The organism is Vitreoscilla sp. C1 (genome assembly GCF_002951955.2).
GTDB lineage: Bacteria > Pseudomonadota > Gammaproteobacteria > Burkholderiales > Neisseriaceae > Vitreoscilla > Vitreoscilla stercoraria.
In genome coordinates, this window is record NZ_CP019644.2 from 169,857 (window position 1) to 185,651 (window position 15,795).

At 43.2% G+C, this 15,795-nt stretch carries 14 protein-coding genes; 10 read left to right on the forward strand and 4 right to left on the reverse strand.

Features of this window, described 5'->3' with window-relative positions; genetic code table 11:
- The first annotated feature begins 83 nt into the window (after positions 1-83).
- A complete protein-coding gene (ycaC, locus tag ADP71_RS00885; RefSeq protein ID WP_019958754.1) occupies positions 84-710 on the forward strand; it encodes an isochorismate family cysteine hydrolase YcaC in 627 nt (208 codons plus the stop codon).
- Between the two features lie 153 nt (positions 711-863).
- Positions 864-1,487 (forward strand): FMN-binding negative transcriptional regulator, encoded by a 624-nt coding sequence (locus ADP71_RS00890; RefSeq protein WP_104931268.1) that lies wholly within the window; start codon positions 864-866, stop codon positions 1,485-1,487.
- Positions 1,488-2,088: 601 nt separating this feature from the next.
- Here ADP71_RS00890 and ADP71_RS00895 read toward each other — a convergent pair.
- Positions 2,089-3,159 carry a zinc-dependent alcohol dehydrogenase family protein gene (locus ADP71_RS00895; protein WP_104932349.1) on the reverse strand — a complete coding sequence of 357 codons (1,071 nt, stop codon included), beginning with the start codon at positions 3,157-3,159 and terminating at the stop codon, positions 2,089-2,091.
- Between the two features lie 606 nt (positions 3,160-3,765).
- Here ADP71_RS00895 and ADP71_RS00900 point away from each other — a divergent pair.
- From ADP71_RS00900 to ADP71_RS00925, 6 genes are all read left to right on the forward strand, one after another.
- Entirely contained in the window at positions 3,766-5,037 is a 1,272-nt protein-coding gene (locus ADP71_RS00900) for an amidohydrolase family protein (protein ID WP_019958749.1), read from the forward strand.
- A gap of 780 nt (positions 5,038-5,817) precedes the next feature.
- Positions 5,818-6,933, forward strand: coding sequence for a class II histone deacetylase (locus tag ADP71_RS00905; protein WP_019958747.1), 1,116 nt, complete (start codon positions 5,818-5,820; stop codon positions 6,931-6,933).
- A gap of 22 nt (positions 6,934-6,955) precedes the next feature.
- Positions 6,956-8,422, forward strand: coding sequence for a Na+/H+ antiporter NhaC family protein (locus ADP71_RS00910; RefSeq protein WP_104931272.1), 1,467 nt, complete (start codon positions 6,956-6,958; stop codon positions 8,420-8,422).
- Between the two features lie 17 nt (positions 8,423-8,439).
- Positions 8,440-9,306, forward strand: a complete 867-nt coding sequence (aguB, locus tag ADP71_RS00915; protein ID WP_019958745.1) for an N-carbamoylputrescine amidase — start codon at positions 8,440-8,442, stop codon at positions 9,304-9,306.
- A gap of 106 nt (positions 9,307-9,412) precedes the next feature.
- Entirely contained in the window at positions 9,413-10,342 is a 930-nt protein-coding gene (locus ADP71_RS00920; RefSeq protein WP_104931273.1) for a radical SAM protein, read from the forward strand.
- A 25-nt stretch (positions 10,343-10,367) separates the two neighbouring features.
- Positions 10,368-10,898, forward strand: a complete 531-nt coding sequence (locus ADP71_RS00925; protein ID WP_019958743.1) for a GNAT family N-acetyltransferase — start codon at positions 10,368-10,370, stop codon at positions 10,896-10,898.
- A 62-nt stretch (positions 10,899-10,960) separates the two neighbouring features.
- Here the strand turns inward: ADP71_RS00925 and ADP71_RS00930 are convergent, their stop codons facing one another.
- On the reverse strand, positions 10,961-12,037 hold the full coding sequence (locus tag ADP71_RS00930) for a hypothetical protein (RefSeq protein ID WP_171460812.1): 1,077 nt from the start codon (positions 12,035-12,037) through the stop codon (positions 10,961-10,963).
- Positions 12,038-12,169: 132 nt separating this feature from the next.
- Positions 12,170-13,384, reverse strand: a complete 1,215-nt coding sequence (locus tag ADP71_RS00935) for an aminotransferase-like domain-containing protein (protein ID WP_019958741.1) — start codon at positions 13,382-13,384, stop codon at positions 12,170-12,172.
- A 277-nt stretch (positions 13,385-13,661) separates the two neighbouring features.
- Between ADP71_RS00935 and ADP71_RS00940 the strand changes: the two genes are divergently transcribed.
- Entirely contained in the window at positions 13,662-14,039 is a 378-nt protein-coding gene (locus tag ADP71_RS00940; RefSeq protein WP_019958740.1) for a hypothetical protein, read from the forward strand.
- 192 nt (positions 14,040-14,231) lie between these two features.
- Positions 14,232-14,771, forward strand: a complete 540-nt coding sequence (locus ADP71_RS00945; RefSeq protein ID WP_019958738.1) for a hypothetical protein — start codon at positions 14,232-14,234, stop codon at positions 14,769-14,771.
- 76 nt (positions 14,772-14,847) lie between these two features.
- Here the strand turns inward: ADP71_RS00945 and ADP71_RS00950 are convergent, their stop codons facing one another.
- Complete coding sequence (locus ADP71_RS00950; protein ID WP_171460813.1) at positions 14,848-15,720, reverse strand: hypothetical protein; 873 nt, start codon at positions 15,718-15,720, stop codon at positions 14,848-14,850.
- Positions 15,721-15,795: the final 75 nt, after the last annotated feature.

Below are 15,795 nucleotides of genomic sequence, written 5' to 3' on the forward strand. Positions count from 1 at the left end.
ATCTTTCTGTAGAATAGTATTTAAAGTCAGATTTGGCTTTAGTCGTTTTACTTTATGTCTATTACCCCACTAGGAGACACACAATGACAAAACCTTACGTTCGCTTGAATAAAGACGATGCTGCTGTTTTATTGGTCGATCACCAAACAGGTTTGTTATCGTTGGTGCGTGACATTGATCCTGACAAATTCAAAAACAATGTTTTGGCGTTGGCAGACATTGCTGAATATTTTAAATTGCCAACCATTTTAACCACCAGTTTTGAAGATGGTCCTAATGGTCCCTTGGTGCCTGAGCTTAAAGCACAATTTCCTGATGCGCCTTACATTGCGCGTCCAGGTCAAATCAATGCTTGGGACAATGAAGACTTTGTCGCGGCAGTCAAAGCCACAGGCAAAAAACAATTGATTATTGCCGGTGTTGTGACCGAAGTGTGCGTGACGTTCCCTGTGTTGTCGGCTTTGGAAGAAGGTTATGAAGTGTTTGTGATTGCCGATGCTTCAGGTACGTTCAACGAAATGACACGCAATGCAGCATGGTCGCGTATGGAACAAGCGGGCGCACAATTGATGACTTGGTTTGGTGCGGCAGGCGAGTTGCACCGCGATTGGCGCAATGACGTAGAAGGTTTGGGTACGTTGTTCTCAAATCACATTCCTGATTATCGCAATTTGATGACTTCTTACAGCATGTTGACACAAGGCAAATAATGCCATTGTCGGTATCAAAAAACACCTCTAAAAGCAGTTTTTAGAGGTGTTTTTGTTTTTACAGGACGCTTGATGTGGTTTGGTTTTGGTTGGAAGTAATATTTAAAATGAATTATATTAGCTAATTGTCATTATATAAATATTGAAACACACATGTATATTCCGACTGAATTTCAAGAAGTGCGTCCTGAAACCATACAGGCATTGATACAAAATTATCCGTTGGCATGCTTGGTGGCTCAGACTGTAACAGGCTTGAGCGCGATTCATTTGCCTTTGTTAATGAAAAGCGACACGGTGTTATTGGGGCATTTGGCGGTGGCGAGTGATTGGCATTTGGCGGTACCAGAAGGACAAGAAATTTTGTGCGTGTTTCAAGGCGAAAATGCTTATATTTCGGCAAACGATTATCCAAGCAAATTGCGTGATCATCGCAAAGTGCCCACATGGAATTATCAAGTAGTGCATATTCATGGCACAGTGTCATATTTAACCGACCAAAAATCCAAATTGGCAGCAGTTGGCATGTTAACCAAAAAGCAAGAGCGGGTTGCCAATGGCGAAGCGGCTTGGAAAATGTCGGATGCGCCCAAAGACTATTTGTTAGAACAGTTAGCGTATTTAGCGGTGCTGGAAATCAATATTCACAAAATCGAAGCCCAATCCAAGCTCAGCCAAAACCGTGAAGCACAAGACTTTGATGCGGTCATCGAAAAACTGCATGGCCGTGGCAAACATGTTTTGGCGGATAATATGTCGGATTTAAAATCAATCTGAATGGTGATTGATTAAGAGCGATAGCATGATGTTTGATACAAAGCGTCCTGTAATATTTACAGGACGCTGGTTTGGGTCTGTGCCAAAAATATTTTAAAACGCAGGCATTTTGTTTACAACTGAGCGGTTAATTTTTAGAAAACCATTTAAAAAACTGTTCTCGCAGCGAAATAGAATGGGCTGTGTTGGTCACGTTGGTACGCACCAAACGTGATTCGCAATCTGGGCAATAATCGATAGGACCTATAAAGCAATCTGATATTTGGACAGGACCTTGCCAATCACATTGTGAGCACAAAAATAAAAAAGGGGGGTTAGGTGGTAATGGCATAATGGTTCTCCTTTTAAATTGATGAAGTCTGACATTGCGGCAATGTGGTTTGCCATACAAAGTGATGTTGTGTATGTGTGTTATCAGCTTGACTATAAATATAAGCAATGGTTTAGACAAGACGTGTCCGAATCTGATAAATATTTTCAATATCGTCTTAGCAATAGGCATATGAGGTGTGAAAAAGCGTTACAGGCCGCTTGTGTATACGAAACAAAGCCCACAACACTGTTGTGGGCTTCGGCTCAACATGGAAAAGCAGAAGTTGGATTAAAAATCGATGATCACTTTCATCGCTTTTTCTTCCGCCGCATGTTTGAACACGTCATAGGCTTTTTCCATTTCTTCAAATTTGAAATAATGGGTTGCCAATTTTTCCATTGGTAATTTGCCTGAACAGCAAGTTTTTAACAACATGCCTGTGGTATTGGCATTGACCAAACCTGTGGTGATGGTGATGTTTTTGATCCACAAACGCTCTAACTCAAAATTCACACCTTGACCGTGTACGCCGACGTTGGCAACGTGACCGCCTTCTTTGACCACGCGTTGGCAAATATCCCACGTAGCAGGCACACCCACAGCTTCCATAGCGCAATCCACGCCACGACCGCCGGTCAATGCCATCACTTCTTGCACTACATCGCCTGCGCCTGAATTGAGAATATGGGTGGCGCCCAATTCTTTGGCCATCGCCAAGCGGTTGTCATCCAAATCGACCATGATGATTTCGCTCGGTGAGTACATTTGTGCGGTCAACAAGCAACTCATGCCTACAGGACCTGCACCAACAATGACAACCGTATCACCGGGTTTGACATCGCCATATTGCACGCCAATTTCATGGCCGGTTGGCAGTGCATCAGACAATAAAACCGCCACATCTTCGTTTAAGTTTTCAGGCAATAAATACAAAGATGTGTCCGCAAATGGGGTGCGCACATATTCCGCTTGGGTACCATCAATCATATAACCCATAATCCAGCCGCCTTCGTTACGGCAATGAGCATACAATTGTTTTTGACAGTTTTCGCACGTACCACAACGGCTCACGCAAGAAATGATGACTTTGTCACCCACTTTGACATTGGTTACCGCTTCGCCGATTTCTTCAACAATGCCTATGCCTTCATGACCCAAAATACGGCCATTGAAAGAACCTGTTTTGTCGATGGCAGTTTGGGCAATTTCAGGATTTTTGCCTTTCCAAATACCCAAATCCGTACCGCAAATGGTGGTTTTGGTCAGACGAACCACTGCATCGGTTGGTTGGATGATGGTAGGTTTTGGACGCTCTTCAAAGCGAATGTTATTTGCACCGTAGTAAACCATTGCTTTCATACAAACTGCTCCTTGTTGGTCAAAATCAATTTTTAAAAGACGAAATCCAGCAAACATTCAATATTCTTACCTGTTTGGGCTTATTTGCCATCGCTTTGTAAGACGACACCATCGTAACATGTTCAAGGCGATGATTGCTTGAATATTGGTATACAATTAAATATTCATATTGAATATAATATTTATTTTTAGTCTAAATGCTTTATAGAAATAACACCATGACATAAGACAATAAAAATGAATTTGACATTATTTATCAAGAGGTGCCCAACACCATGCAAACCAAATTTTACAGGACACATATTAAGCGTCCTGTAAAAAATTCATGCTGTAAAATGATTGATATTTTATTGAATTTATTGTTTTTATTTTTATTTGTGAGTTTTTGGCCAGAATCAAGCATGTGATGGAAAAAGCATCATGACAAAATCTCTGTTTCAAACAACCAGCGTAATCAAAGCCTGATGTGTAAATAAGCATCCATAATTCAAGCTTAAGATGGAACCATTTGCCTACCGTCAATCTCTGATTTTCCGTTAAGGTGTTTTGCTTATTTATAAGCCATAAATGCATACTCAAACTTAAAATGAGGTCGATGGAGACGAAATGAATATTAAGCATATAGCGTTTAAAACATTGTTGCTCAGTGCATTGGTCAGTTCTCCAGCATATGCCGCTGATCTCATCATTAAAAATGCCACTGTATTTGATGGTACGGGTTCCGACCTAATAAAAAATGCGAATGTGATTATTGAGGATGGCAAAGTCAAAGCCATTGAAACAGGTAGAAGCAAAGAAAAAGCTGATCAAATCATCGATGCCAAAGGCAAAACAGTGATGCCCGGTATCATCAATAGCCACTTGCATTTGTTTTGGAATATGTATGATTTACCGCCTAAAATGCCAGCAAGCAATGACAGTGAAGCGAAGGCTTTTATGGATGGTGAACTTAAAACGCGCCTACATGACCATTTAACACATGGCGTCACTTCTATTTTGTCTCCTATTGATTTTTGGCCTTATATTGATGAGGTTAAAAAGAAGGTGGCCTCTGGAGAAATTGTGGGACCACGTATTTTTATGGCTGGACCCGTGTTGGTTCAATCTGGAGATTATTATGCGTGTGCTGGTTTGGCAGGTGCGGATTTAAAATGGTGTAATGAGCATGTTCGTTTGCCAATTGATACGCCCAAACAAGCCCAAGCTTCGGTGCAAAAATTGGTGGGCTATAAGACAGATGTGGTGGTGTATGATGGTGTGACCAATCAGAAAAAATTCAATTTACCTGCTTTAAAAGCGATTGTTGATGAAGCGCATAAAAATGATTTGAAGGTTTTCGTACACAATGCCGATGCAAAAAATGTTCCTGCCATGATAGAGGCTGGCGTTGACGTGTTTATTCATCCGCCAGCTGTGACAAAAGATATGGATGGGCGTTATTTAAATGTCTTGGGTGAGAAAAAAATGCCGCTGGCCATTACGCTTGGCTTTATGCAACGTTATATTGGATTAGGCTTTGCGACGGACAAAGACAAAAATGACTACGACATTATGAAAAACAATGTTCAGGTCATGTTAAAAGCAGGTGCCACGCCCTTATTCACATCTGATGTACCTGGCATTCCTGCAAAAGAAGTGATTCCTATGGTCACAGGTGTCATGAAAGGTCAGGGAATTGATAACAAGACAATTTTATTGTCTGCAACACGTGAAGGGGCTAAAGCTTTGGGCGCCGACAATTTGGGGACGCTTGAGCCAGGAAAAATTGCAGATTTAATTTTGGTAGACGGTGATCCATTACAAGATATTACGGCATTGGAGCGTGTTCAAGTAGTGGTAAAAGATGGTGAGCTTATCATCAATCGTCTTAAAAAATAAGATATTTAGATATCTAATTTTCATGGGTTTTGGCTTGAATTGTGATTTTTAAGCGTTTGAGTATTCAAAATATCCGTACATTTTGTGCGGATATTTTCGTTATTAAATCTGCAAATGTATGATTGATTGAAACACTGCTTTTAGATTGTATATCGAGGATGCAAGCATGTCTGAATGGAAAGGAATGGCTTTGTGTGTAGGTGATTTGGTTGTTGCTGACAATTTGTTTGCAAAGATGAGAAAGTTTTGCGCATTGTGACAGAAACCGATTGATGGTTTTGGGTGTAAATGTGTTTGACATTGATTTAGATAACAACAATCAAGCGTCCTGTAAAGATTACAGGACGCTTTGTTTATGGCTTGAGGAGAATATTCCTTAACGATTTTTGTTAATGTTCCATTAGGCGGTATTTATAGCGAGAAGTATGCGCAACCAAATCTTAAAACTCAAAACGATATGAATCGAGAATTGAACAATATTTTGTAAACTTATGTAAATATGAATTTAATATTTGAGGATTTTGTTGTCATCAAAACGAAATCAAGTTTCTTGAGGGGAAATTTTTATTCGAAAAATCAAATAAAACAGGCTTTTGGCATCTTGTGACATCATGAAAATGGCATTGAGTTTAGACAGGGATTTGTATCAGATTCTTAATCCATGTTTGGCGCAATTTGTGTTTTGAACACTCTTGCACAATCAATATCACTTGAGCATATTATTTGAATGCACTTTGCAAGCAGGCGTTTGATTTCCCACATATCTCTAAGGAGCGAAAGATGAACAAAACGGGTCTGGTTTGGCATGAGTTATACATGTGGCATGATACAGGAGCATATGCAGGTTTGATGCAACCTAGCTTAACAGTGCAGCCAAATATTCATTATGAATCTCCTGAAGCGAAACGTCGGATTAAAAATTTGCTCGATGCCACAGGCGTGAGTGAACAAATGACGATGATTAAGCCGGTGGTGGCGACTCGTGAACATTTAGAGCGTGTGCATACAACTGAATATTTGGACAAAATCGAGGCCATGCAAGGGGTCGGCGGTAACGCTGACCCCGAAACCGTTTTGGGCAAGGCGTCCGTTGACATTGCCAAACTCTCGGCAGGTGGTGCCATTGCCGCAGTCGAAGAAGTGGTTTCAGGCCGCTTGCAAAATGCTTATGCCTTGATTCGCCCACCTGGACACCATGCTGAAAAAAATCACGGTTGCGGCTTTTGTGTGTATGCCAATGCCGCGCTTGCTGGGGCACATGCTTTGGATGTGTTGGGTTTGGAGCGTATTGCGTTTGTCGATTGGGATGTGCATCACGGTAATGGTACCGAAGACATTTTCTTGAATGATGCGCGTGCTTTGACGATTTCTTTGCATCAAGACGGTTTGTATCCTGCGGGAACGGGTGCGGTGACGGTGGTGGGTGAAGGCGATGGCATCGGGCGCAATATCAATATTCCATTGCAACCGGGTTCGGGCGAAGGTGCGTATTTGTATGCGTTTGAGACCATTGTGTTGCCAGCATTGGATGCATTTAAACCTGATTTAATCATTGTGCCGTGTGGTTTTGATGCCAGTATCGAAGACCCGTTAGGGCGCATGATGTTGCATGCGGACAGCTACCGCCAAATGACACAAATGTTGATGGATGCAGCAGACAAATTGTGTTCAGGCCGCTTATTGGTCACGCACGAAGGCGGTTACAACCCTAACACCACACCATTTTTAGGCATGGCAGTGATGACCACCTTGATGGGCATAGACAATCCTGCGATAGACCCGATTTTAGAAGGCTTTAAAAACACGCCGGGGCAAGCATTGCAAGCGTATCAAAAAGATTGGATTGACCAATTGACGCAGCATTTGCGCGCGGTTCCTGATTCATTGTTGGCTTAAAGACCAAGCGAGGAGACACATCATGATGTGGTTTCGCAATGTGAATGTGGCAGCCATAGACAATAAATTGCTGTTAACGGTTGTGGCGGTCATTTTGGTGTTGATTGGCGGTGTGTATGCTTTGGCACCTGTCGATGTGGAAGGCAAACGCATTTTTGGTATTTTTACCTTGATACCTGTTTTGAGTGTATTGGCGTTGGCATTGATCAGTAAGCGCACTTTGGAGCCTTTGTGTGCAGGCGCAATCATTGGTTTATTGATGTTGGATGTGAATCCATTGGCATTTATCAATGGTTTGATGGGCAGTTCTTTAAAAGTATTGGCCTCTCCTGTGATGGGTTGGATCATGTTGCTCTCAGCTTTGATGGGCGGCCTGATTATGTGGTTGCAAGTGTCACGAGCGACAGTGGTATTCAGTGATTTATTGGAAAAATACGTGAAAACTCGCCCACAATCCATGTTTGCCGCTTGGATTTTGGGTTTGATCATTTTTGTAGACGATTATTTGAGCGTGTTGACTGTGGGTGCTGCCACGCGCCGTTTAACCGATAAATTTGGTGTGTCACGTGCCATGCTCGCTTATATTGCTGCGGCAACAGCTGCGCCTTTGTGTTTGTTGGTGCCGTTGTCGACGTGGGCAATTTATGTGTCAGGTTTGCTTGAAGCGAACAATGCCGTTGCAGCAGGCGAAGGCTTGAAATTCTACATCAGTGTGATTCCGTATATTTTTTATGCATGGTCGGCGGTATTTTTGGTGCCATTGGTGATTTACAACTTGATTCCAATGTCGCCTGCGATGCGCCGCGCTGAAATGGCCGCCAAAACCAATCCACCTGTGCAAACCAATGTCGAAGAGTTGGAAGGCTCAGCCAAACCAGCTTTGTGGCATTTTTTCTTGCCCATTATTGTGATGATCGTTTTGACTTGGTATTTGGGCGATACTTTGCTGGGCGTGATGGGCGCGACCATTGTCACTTTGGTGGCGTATCGCATGGCAGGTTTGGGCAGCATTCCCGCTTTGTGCGAGCACTTTATGAAAGGTGTTAGCAGCATGGTCACTCCGATTGCCATCATTTTTGCAGCGTTTGTGTTGCAAGATGTGAACGAGCAATTGGGATTAGCACCTTACATCATTGAAAGTGCGAAACCTTTAATCAGTGCCAATTTGTTGCCAGTGATTACATTTGTGTTGTTGGCATTTTTAACTTTCACCACTGGTTCATTTTGGGGCATTTATGCTATTTCCATTCCCATCATCGTGCCTTTGGCGCAAGCATTGGATGCGAACATGGCTTTGACTTTGGGTGCGTTGATTTCGGCAGGTGGTTTTGGTAGCCATGCGTGTTTCTTCGGTGATTCAACGGTTTTGGAGTCGCGCGGTTGTGAGATTACGCCGATAGAACATGCGTTGACACAATTGCGTTATGTGATGATTAGCGCGGCCATCGCAGCGGTTTTGTTTGCGGTGATGCCATTTATCATGGCTTAAAAAAATAAGGATTTTGAATGAGAAAAGTCAGTGTGGCAATAACACAAATGTCTTGCTCTTGGGATGTAGAAGATAACATTCAAAAAGCAGAGGCATTGGTGCGAGAAGCGGCCTGTAAAGGCGCGAACATTGTGTTGTTGCAAGAATTGTTTGAGCGCAATTATTTTTGTCAAAAACACATTCCTGCTTATTTGAGTTTTGCTACGGCTACTGAAGAAAATCCTGCGGTGCAGCATTTTCAAGCCATCGCCCGCGAATTGAACGTGGTGTTGCCCATCAGTTTTTTTGAATTGGCAGGACAAACTTTGTTCAACACTGTGGCGGTGATTGATGCCGATGGCAGTGTGTTGGGAACATATCGCAAAAGCCATATTCCTGATGGACCCGGTTATAGCGAGAAATATTATTTTTCGCCCGGCGACACAGGATTCAAAGTCTGGGAAACTCAGTTTGGCAAAATCGGCGTGGGTATTTGTTGGGATCAATGGTTTCCTGAGTGTGCACGCGCGATGGCGTTGATGGGGGCGGAAATTTTGCTCTATCCAACGGCCATCGGTAGTGAGCCACACGACCCAACCATTTCGTCTAAACGCCATTGGCAACGTGTCCAACAAGGTCATGCAGGTGCGAACATTATGCCGTTGATTGCTTCGAATCGCATTGGCAAAGAAATTCAGGACGATTTTGACATTACGTTTTATGGCGGCTCGATGATTTGCGATCAGTTTGGTGAGATTGTGGCCGAAGGCGGGGACGAAGCAGGTGTGTGGGTGCATGAGTTTGATTTGGATGAAATTGCCAGTATGCGCCGAGCATGGGGCGTGTTTCGTGACCGCAGAACCGATTTTTATGCGCCTTTATTGAGCAAAGATGGCGTCCTGTAACAGATGGAATTGGCAGTCAAAGACATGACTTAATGTCATGTCTTTTTATTTTCAAATGGGCAAACCCAAGTTTTGAGCAGGTGCAAACTTAGTCAAAATCAGGCAAATGTGGTTTAATCAAACTTCTGTCGATTTTAACAATGAAGATGGCATGATGTTTCCGATTCAATACATAGAACCTGTTTTCAGGCCGCCTAGCGAAGCCAAATCATTGATTTTGCCTGTCACCAATGGTTGTTCTTGGAATGAATGTACGTTTTGTGACATGTACACACAGCCACAGAAAAAATTCCGTCCGTTTGCGCACAATGACATCGTTGCCAATTTAGAACGCATGAGCGCGTATCCTGTGCGGCGCGTGTTTTTGGCCGATGGCGATGCGATGGCTTTGTCGACCAAACGCTTGTTGGCGATTTTAGAAGCCATTCAAAAGCATTTGCCCAATGTTGAACGGGTTTCGAGCTATTGTTTGCCCAATAATGTGAAAAACAAATCTGTGGCAGAATTGAAAGAGTTACAGGACGCAGGTTTGGCCTTGGCTTATATCGGTTGTGAGTCGGGCGATGATGAGGTTTTGCGTTTGGTGAACAAATCTGAAACGTTTGCCAGTTCTTTGTCTTGTTTGGAAAAATTGGGCGAAGCAGGCATCAAGCGTTCAGTGATGATTTTGAACGGTTTGGGCGGTAAAAAATTATCACCGCAACATGCTTTGAATTCAGCCCGCTTGATGAATGCCGCACCGCCTGAATTTTTATCGACTTTGGTGGTGTCGTTTCCATTGGGTTTGGAGCGATTCAAAAGCCGTTATCCTGATTTTGAAATGTTGACGCAGCAAGAGTTGTTTTTAGAGTTGCATTATTTAATCAGCCAATTGGATTTGCCCAATACCGTTTTTCGCAGCGATCATGCATCTAATTATTTGGTGCTGAAAGGGCGATTAGGGCGTGATCAAGCACGATTGTTACAGCAATTGCAACACGCCATAGACAGCCCGCAATTGGCCAATTTGCGACCTGAATGGGCGCGCGGTTTGTAGTTTTTTTGTTTGGAAGGGGAAGAAAATGAATATGAGCATTGGTTTTGCCAATTGGGACGAAGCAGCGATTTTGACTGATTTGATTAACCAAGCTTATCGTGGTGAAACATCGTGGACGACTGAGCATGGCTTGATTACAGGGGCGCGCGTGAGTGAAGACGATGTGCGTCAGATGATTTTGGATGCCAAAGTGCAATTGTTGGTCTTGCGTGAAGGCGAGGATGCTGAAAACCAACGCACTGTTTTGGGCTGTATTGCCGCACAAGAAAAAGAGGGCTTTGCTTATTTGGGCATGTTTGCGATGGATCCAGAACGCCAAAATCAAGGTTTAGGCAAAGGCCTATTGGCAGGTGCGGAGCATTTTGCTCGTGGTTTTTGGCCACAAATCAAAGGCTGCAAAATGACTGTGATTACTGCGCGTGATACTTTGATTGCATATTATGTGCGTCGTGGTTACCAAGTTTCAGATGAATTAGAGCCTTTTCCTAGCGATGAAAGCGTGGGACAACCACAACAAGAATTGCAATTGGTGACTTTGTACAAATATTTTTTATAAATTGTTCAGCATCAATAAGCGTCCTGTAAATATGTTTACAGGACGCTTTTGTATAGCCTGAATCAATAAGTTGTCAGATTACAAACGGCATCGCTGCTACAATCGTAATATTGATTTTTAGATGAGCCTTGTAAAGGTTCAGGATAATCCACTTTAATCGAACGATGGTATGCTTGTTGGGCTTTTTCTTTGTCATGGTCAGACAGTTTTGCCCATTTGGCATTGTATTGTGCAATCCATTTTAAAGCCGCTTCCGATGTGGGCGCTAGGCTGCTGTGAGGGTGTTGTGCCAGTGTTTGATGCGTTTGTAAGGCCTCTGGTGCAATGAATAACGTATCTGAAAAACGGTCTATGAATGGTGTATTGTCGGTGCCATGAAACAAAGCGGCGCGATACCATTTGAATTGGTATTCGGCAAATTTGGCGTAAGGACTTTTGGCATAGCGTTGCTGGTATTGCTCCCAAAACAAAGCCCGTTTGGATAACTCAGACCATGGCAACACAATGGCAGCGTCATTGGTTGTTAAACTCAGGTTTTCTTGACCCAATTGTTGCATAAAAACTTTTTCATCTTCGGGCATGTATGGAGCAAAAATGTCTAATACATATTGCGGTGAGCGGCGCAAATGCATCATGCCTTCGCCGATGTAAAAATTGTCGATGTATTCTTGACCCAACCATTGTGACATTTGCTTCATGCGATCGTTAAGCTTAGGCCAAATGTCTTTTTGTTGTTGCAAACGGGCTTGGCGTTCGTCTGCGGTTTCTTCAGGATGGCCTTCGAGTGTCCATGAAAACTCATCCCACAAACCTTCTGTTTTGGGCGTGAGCTGTAAATCCAAAAAACGTTGGTACATGGCATAACTGTCTTCTAGCCATTGGTGGCGTGTGGCATTGTCCACTTCGGCAACACATTTTTTCAACGCTTGATTGACCACAGCCAAAGATTGCACTTCGCTGCGATTGGTAATGGCGCTCATTTGTAAGGGAATGTTTTCACAATGCGCAGGCAGCGCAACGGGTCTGGCAGATTGGGTATTAGGCGTTTTAATGGTGGCTGTATTGGAAGCAGAATTACTGGGTTGGCAGGCAGTTAGACCGAATAAGGCACACATACCGAGTAAGCGCAAAATAGCCATTCTATTCTCATCTTAAAATATTCAATCAAGATAGACATGGTAACAAAAAACACCCACATTTTCAGCTGTTAAAAACCAAGCGTCCTGTAAACTTTTACAGGACGCTTGGTCATTATGGCTGTGAATCTATTGTTAGATGGTGACAGTTTGATTGTTATTGCTGGTGTTGGCGCTGGTCAATTCGCTGATGGCAGTAGCCAAACGCTGAACGCCCAATTTGATGGTTGCCGCATCTGCACCACAGAAACTCAAACGAATGTCATAAGACGTATTGCCTTCGGTTGAGAATGGTTCGCCAGGTACAAAAGCCACTTTGTGTTTGACTGCAATCGGGAACAAAGTCATCGCAGGGCAATTTTTTGGCAATGAAATCCACAAGAACATGCCGCCTTCAGGCTCAGTGAACGTTACGCCTTCAGGCATGTATTCGTGCAAAGCCTCAACCATCGCCATGCGCTGCTCAAAATATGCATCGCGAATGGTTTGGATGTGTTCATCCAAAGGGTTGTCTTGCATGTATTGCGCCATAATGCGTTGGTTGAAAATCGGCGTGTGCAAGTCAGACGCTTGTTTTGCGGTCACCAAACGCTCCATAATCGCAGGATTGGCAACCATCCAACCCAAACGCAAGCCGGGCGCGCACACTTTGGAGAATGAACCCAATAACACCACATTGTCAGGTGCAAACGCATACACGTTTGGCAAATGTTCGCCAATAAAACGCAATTCGCCATAAGGGTCGTCTTCAACCATCACATTGCCGCTGCGCTGTAAATATTCGCCCAACGCTTGGCGGCTTTGTAAACTGTAAGTCAAGCCAGTTGGATTTTGGAAATTAGGGATGCCATAAAAGAATTTCGCATCTGTGCGTTGCATTTCTTGTTCTAAAGCAGGCAAATCAATGCCGTCTTGGCTCAAATCCACTTCTTGAAAACGTGGTTGGAACATTTGAAAAGCTTGAATCGCGCCCAAATAACTAGGGCGTTCCAAACACACATAATCGTTTTTGTTCAAAAACACTTTGCCGAGTAAATCCAAAGCTTGTTGTGAACCTGTGGTGATTAAAATGCGATTGACATCTACGTTCACACCGCGAGCAGCGTAGCGTGCTGCGATCATTTCACGCAAAGGCAAATAGCCTTCGGTGGTGGAATATTGCAATGAATTGGCGCCATCGTTTGCCAACACTTTGTCAGAGGCTTCTTGAAGGGCTTTGACAGGGAAGAAGGTTTTGTTTGGCAAGCCGCCCGCAAACGAAATGATGTCTTCGCTTTGGGTCAGTTTCAAGATTTCACGGATGAAAGATTTCGGCGTGTTGTTACTGGCATCTGAAAAACGATAATTCATGGCGTATCCTGTTGCAATGTGGGACGCAAGAGCGTTAAGTCAATAAGATTGTTGAGTATACGCCTGTCAAATGCTTTTCGGGAATAGGCAAAATCATTTGCTTGAGTCAGTCGGAGATTTTTTTGTGTTTTAAAATGCTCAATGTGTAATAAATTGGCTGAAAGTGGCAATTTAGACTGGGCTTTGGCGCGGTTTTTTGGTAATCTAGAAGGCTGAGCTGAACGCTTTTTGTGTTCACTTTGGCACCGATGAAAACCTTTTTCAGAAAGTGTCTGTCATGAATCTTCAACAATCTTTTCAAGTACAAGATTTCCGTTATGAAGTGCGTTTGTATCACGGAGAATTGTCTTTTGCCTTACTCAATCGCCCGCGTCGTGTGCGCATTCCCAAAGCCGATGATTGGATTAATTTCATGGACGATGAAATCTATGAAGACGTGGCTTATCAAGTGCCTGTTTGGCAGGTTTTAAAACACGTTGTGGGAATTGTGCAAGCGTGGTTGCGCCGTTATCGTGTGCGCTACTTCACTTTCAATGCTGCTACTGTGCGCAAAATTCAAGTGTATGAGCGTTTATTACAACGCTATTTGCCCGATGATTATGCTTATTCATTCGATTTTAATGCGTTTCATGTTTATATCGTAGAAGCGTCCTGAAACTTTGCTTAAGCCAACTTTGATTGCATTTTCCAGAGCTTCGCTTCAAAACCCTGTTCAAGCCATTTGATAAATAGCAAATAATGCTTGAAAACGCGTGGCGCATCATCAAAGAAGCACTGTTGGCGCAAGGTGAATGATTTATATTGGTGGCTGGTTTCATTCTCAACCAGCATATTCAAAGGACAAATCATGGAGTTACACAGCAATTTGTATTACAAACATCCCAATACCAACACCATGGATGTGTTGGATGCTTTGTTTTTGAGTGCCAAAGACAACGAAGCGGCTTGGTTGGCTTTGGCGGCACAGTTGAATGCCGAACAAGGTGCGAGTTTGGCGCAAGAGTTGTGGTCACAAGTGGATGAGCCTGAATTTGATTTGAATCCAGAAAGCAGTTATCGCCATGAAGGTTATAGCATCGCCCATTTTGTGCATGGCTCTATGGGCGATGAAAACATGGAAGCGATTTTAGAATTTTTACTAGCCTTGTTGCCAGACATTCAAGCCCAAGCATGGGGTTGTGGCGATGACGATCCGTGGGAATTTTGGTTCAAATTCAATGAACAAGGTCAATTGGTGCGTAAAGACGATGAGCCTTATCAAGACGAAGAAGAAGACGAACACATTCAAGCAACCATTTATGCATGGTGGCACAAGGGTTTGCCTGAGAGCATCAAAGAAGGCTTTTTGAATGAAACCGATGCAGCTGATTCGCAAAACACATTTTAAAGCCTTGGTGTTTATCAAAGCGTCCTGTAACAGTTTACAGGACGCTTTTGTGTTGTTTTTGCTTATGCAAATGTGTTTAGCCAAACTTTTGTTTCATTTGTTGCAAATACTCAAATAACTCATTCAAATTGTAAAACGGTGCGACCAGCGGAATGTACAAAGTGCGGTTTTCATAATGCGGCGGTTTACTTTTAATCGCTGCAACGGCACCGTCTTTGGCATAATCAAACATTACAATGTCTTGCCATGGAAAAAATTCTTGCTGCATGCAGCCTTGTTTCAGACCATTGTCAATATTAGGGTTGTGCCAAGATTGCATTTGGATGCCAGTTGAATCAATGCGCATCCATTCGCCGCCTTGTGCATCAATGCGTTGTTGTTTGGTTAAGGTGTCTTGATGAGCAAGGGCGCAAAGAATAGTGAAACCGACCAACAATGCGCTCACAATCCATTGACCCCAATGCCAACTGCTCGTAAACATCGTCACAATCAACCGCAGACTGATGGTATAAGCCAAACTGAATAAGATGGTGCTGACATACAAAGGCATGCGCATCGAATCCAAAGGGGCGATTACCGTTGCATAAGGTGTGACGACATGGCTTTCAGGTCGCATTTTCATACTGGCATAATCTATTGCCCATACCAAGATGAGTAAGACGGGAATGAAGCCCCATTCTAAAAACACCAACAAGGGCGACTGCCATGATTGGGGCACCACATAAGGCCAAAACAACAGCGCCAAAAATAAAATCAGCATAAAGCGCCGAACATAGCCATCGAATGATTGGACTTTGGCTTTGAAAAATAAAAACAAACCAATGACCAGCACGGTTTTCAAAAAAACACTTAAGCCACCGAAATAAGACACCATTGCCAAAAGGCTGTTAAGCGTGATTAAAGCAGGCCAAGAAGGGGTGGGTTTGAGGTGAAAATGGTGTGACAACATGGCGGCTCAATTTTTAAGGATTAATTAAATCAGCGTCCTGTAAAACTTTACAGGACGCTGATGATTGATGGTGAC

Coding starts and splice junctions, on each gene's coding strand:
- ADP71_RS00890 (WP_104931268.1), top strand. CDS start 864: ATGTATATTCCGACTGAATTTCAAGAAGTGCGTCCTGAAACCATACAG.
- ADP71_RS00905 (WP_019958747.1), top strand. CDS start 5,818: ATGAACAAAACGGGTCTGGTTTGGCATGAGTTATACATGTGGCATGAT.
- ADP71_RS00920 (WP_104931273.1), top strand. CDS start 9,413: ATGTGGTTTAATCAAACTTCTGTCGATTTTAACAATGAAGATGGCATG.
- ADP71_RS00910 (WP_104931272.1), top strand. CDS start 6,956: ATGATGTGGTTTCGCAATGTGAATGTGGCAGCCATAGACAATAAATTG.
- ADP71_RS00895 (WP_104932349.1), bottom strand. CDS start 3,159: ATGAAAGCAATGGTTTACTACGGTGCAAATAACATTCGCTTTGAAGAG.
- ADP71_RS00930 (WP_171460812.1), bottom strand. CDS start 12,037: ATGGCTATTTTGCGCTTACTCGGTATGTGTGCCTTATTCGGTCTAACT.
- ADP71_RS00925 (WP_019958743.1), top strand. CDS start 10,368: ATGAATATGAGCATTGGTTTTGCCAATTGGGACGAAGCAGCGATTTTG.
- ADP71_RS00945 (WP_019958738.1), top strand. CDS start 14,232: ATGGAGTTACACAGCAATTTGTATTACAAACATCCCAATACCAACACC.
- aguB (WP_019958745.1), top strand. CDS start 8,440: ATGAGAAAAGTCAGTGTGGCAATAACACAAATGTCTTGCTCTTGGGAT.
- ADP71_RS00950 (WP_171460813.1), bottom strand. CDS start 15,720: ATGTTGTCACACCATTTTCACCTCAAACCCACCCCTTCTTGGCCTGCT.
- ADP71_RS00935 (WP_019958741.1), bottom strand. CDS start 13,384: ATGAATTATCGTTTTTCAGATGCCAGTAACAACACGCCGAAATCTTTC.
- ADP71_RS00940 (WP_019958740.1), top strand. CDS start 13,662: ATGAATCTTCAACAATCTTTTCAAGTACAAGATTTCCGTTATGAAGTG.
- ycaC (WP_019958754.1), top strand. CDS start 84: ATGACAAAACCTTACGTTCGCTTGAATAAAGACGATGCTGCTGTTTTA.
- ADP71_RS00900 (WP_019958749.1), top strand. CDS start 3,766: ATGAATATTAAGCATATAGCGTTTAAAACATTGTTGCTCAGTGCATTG.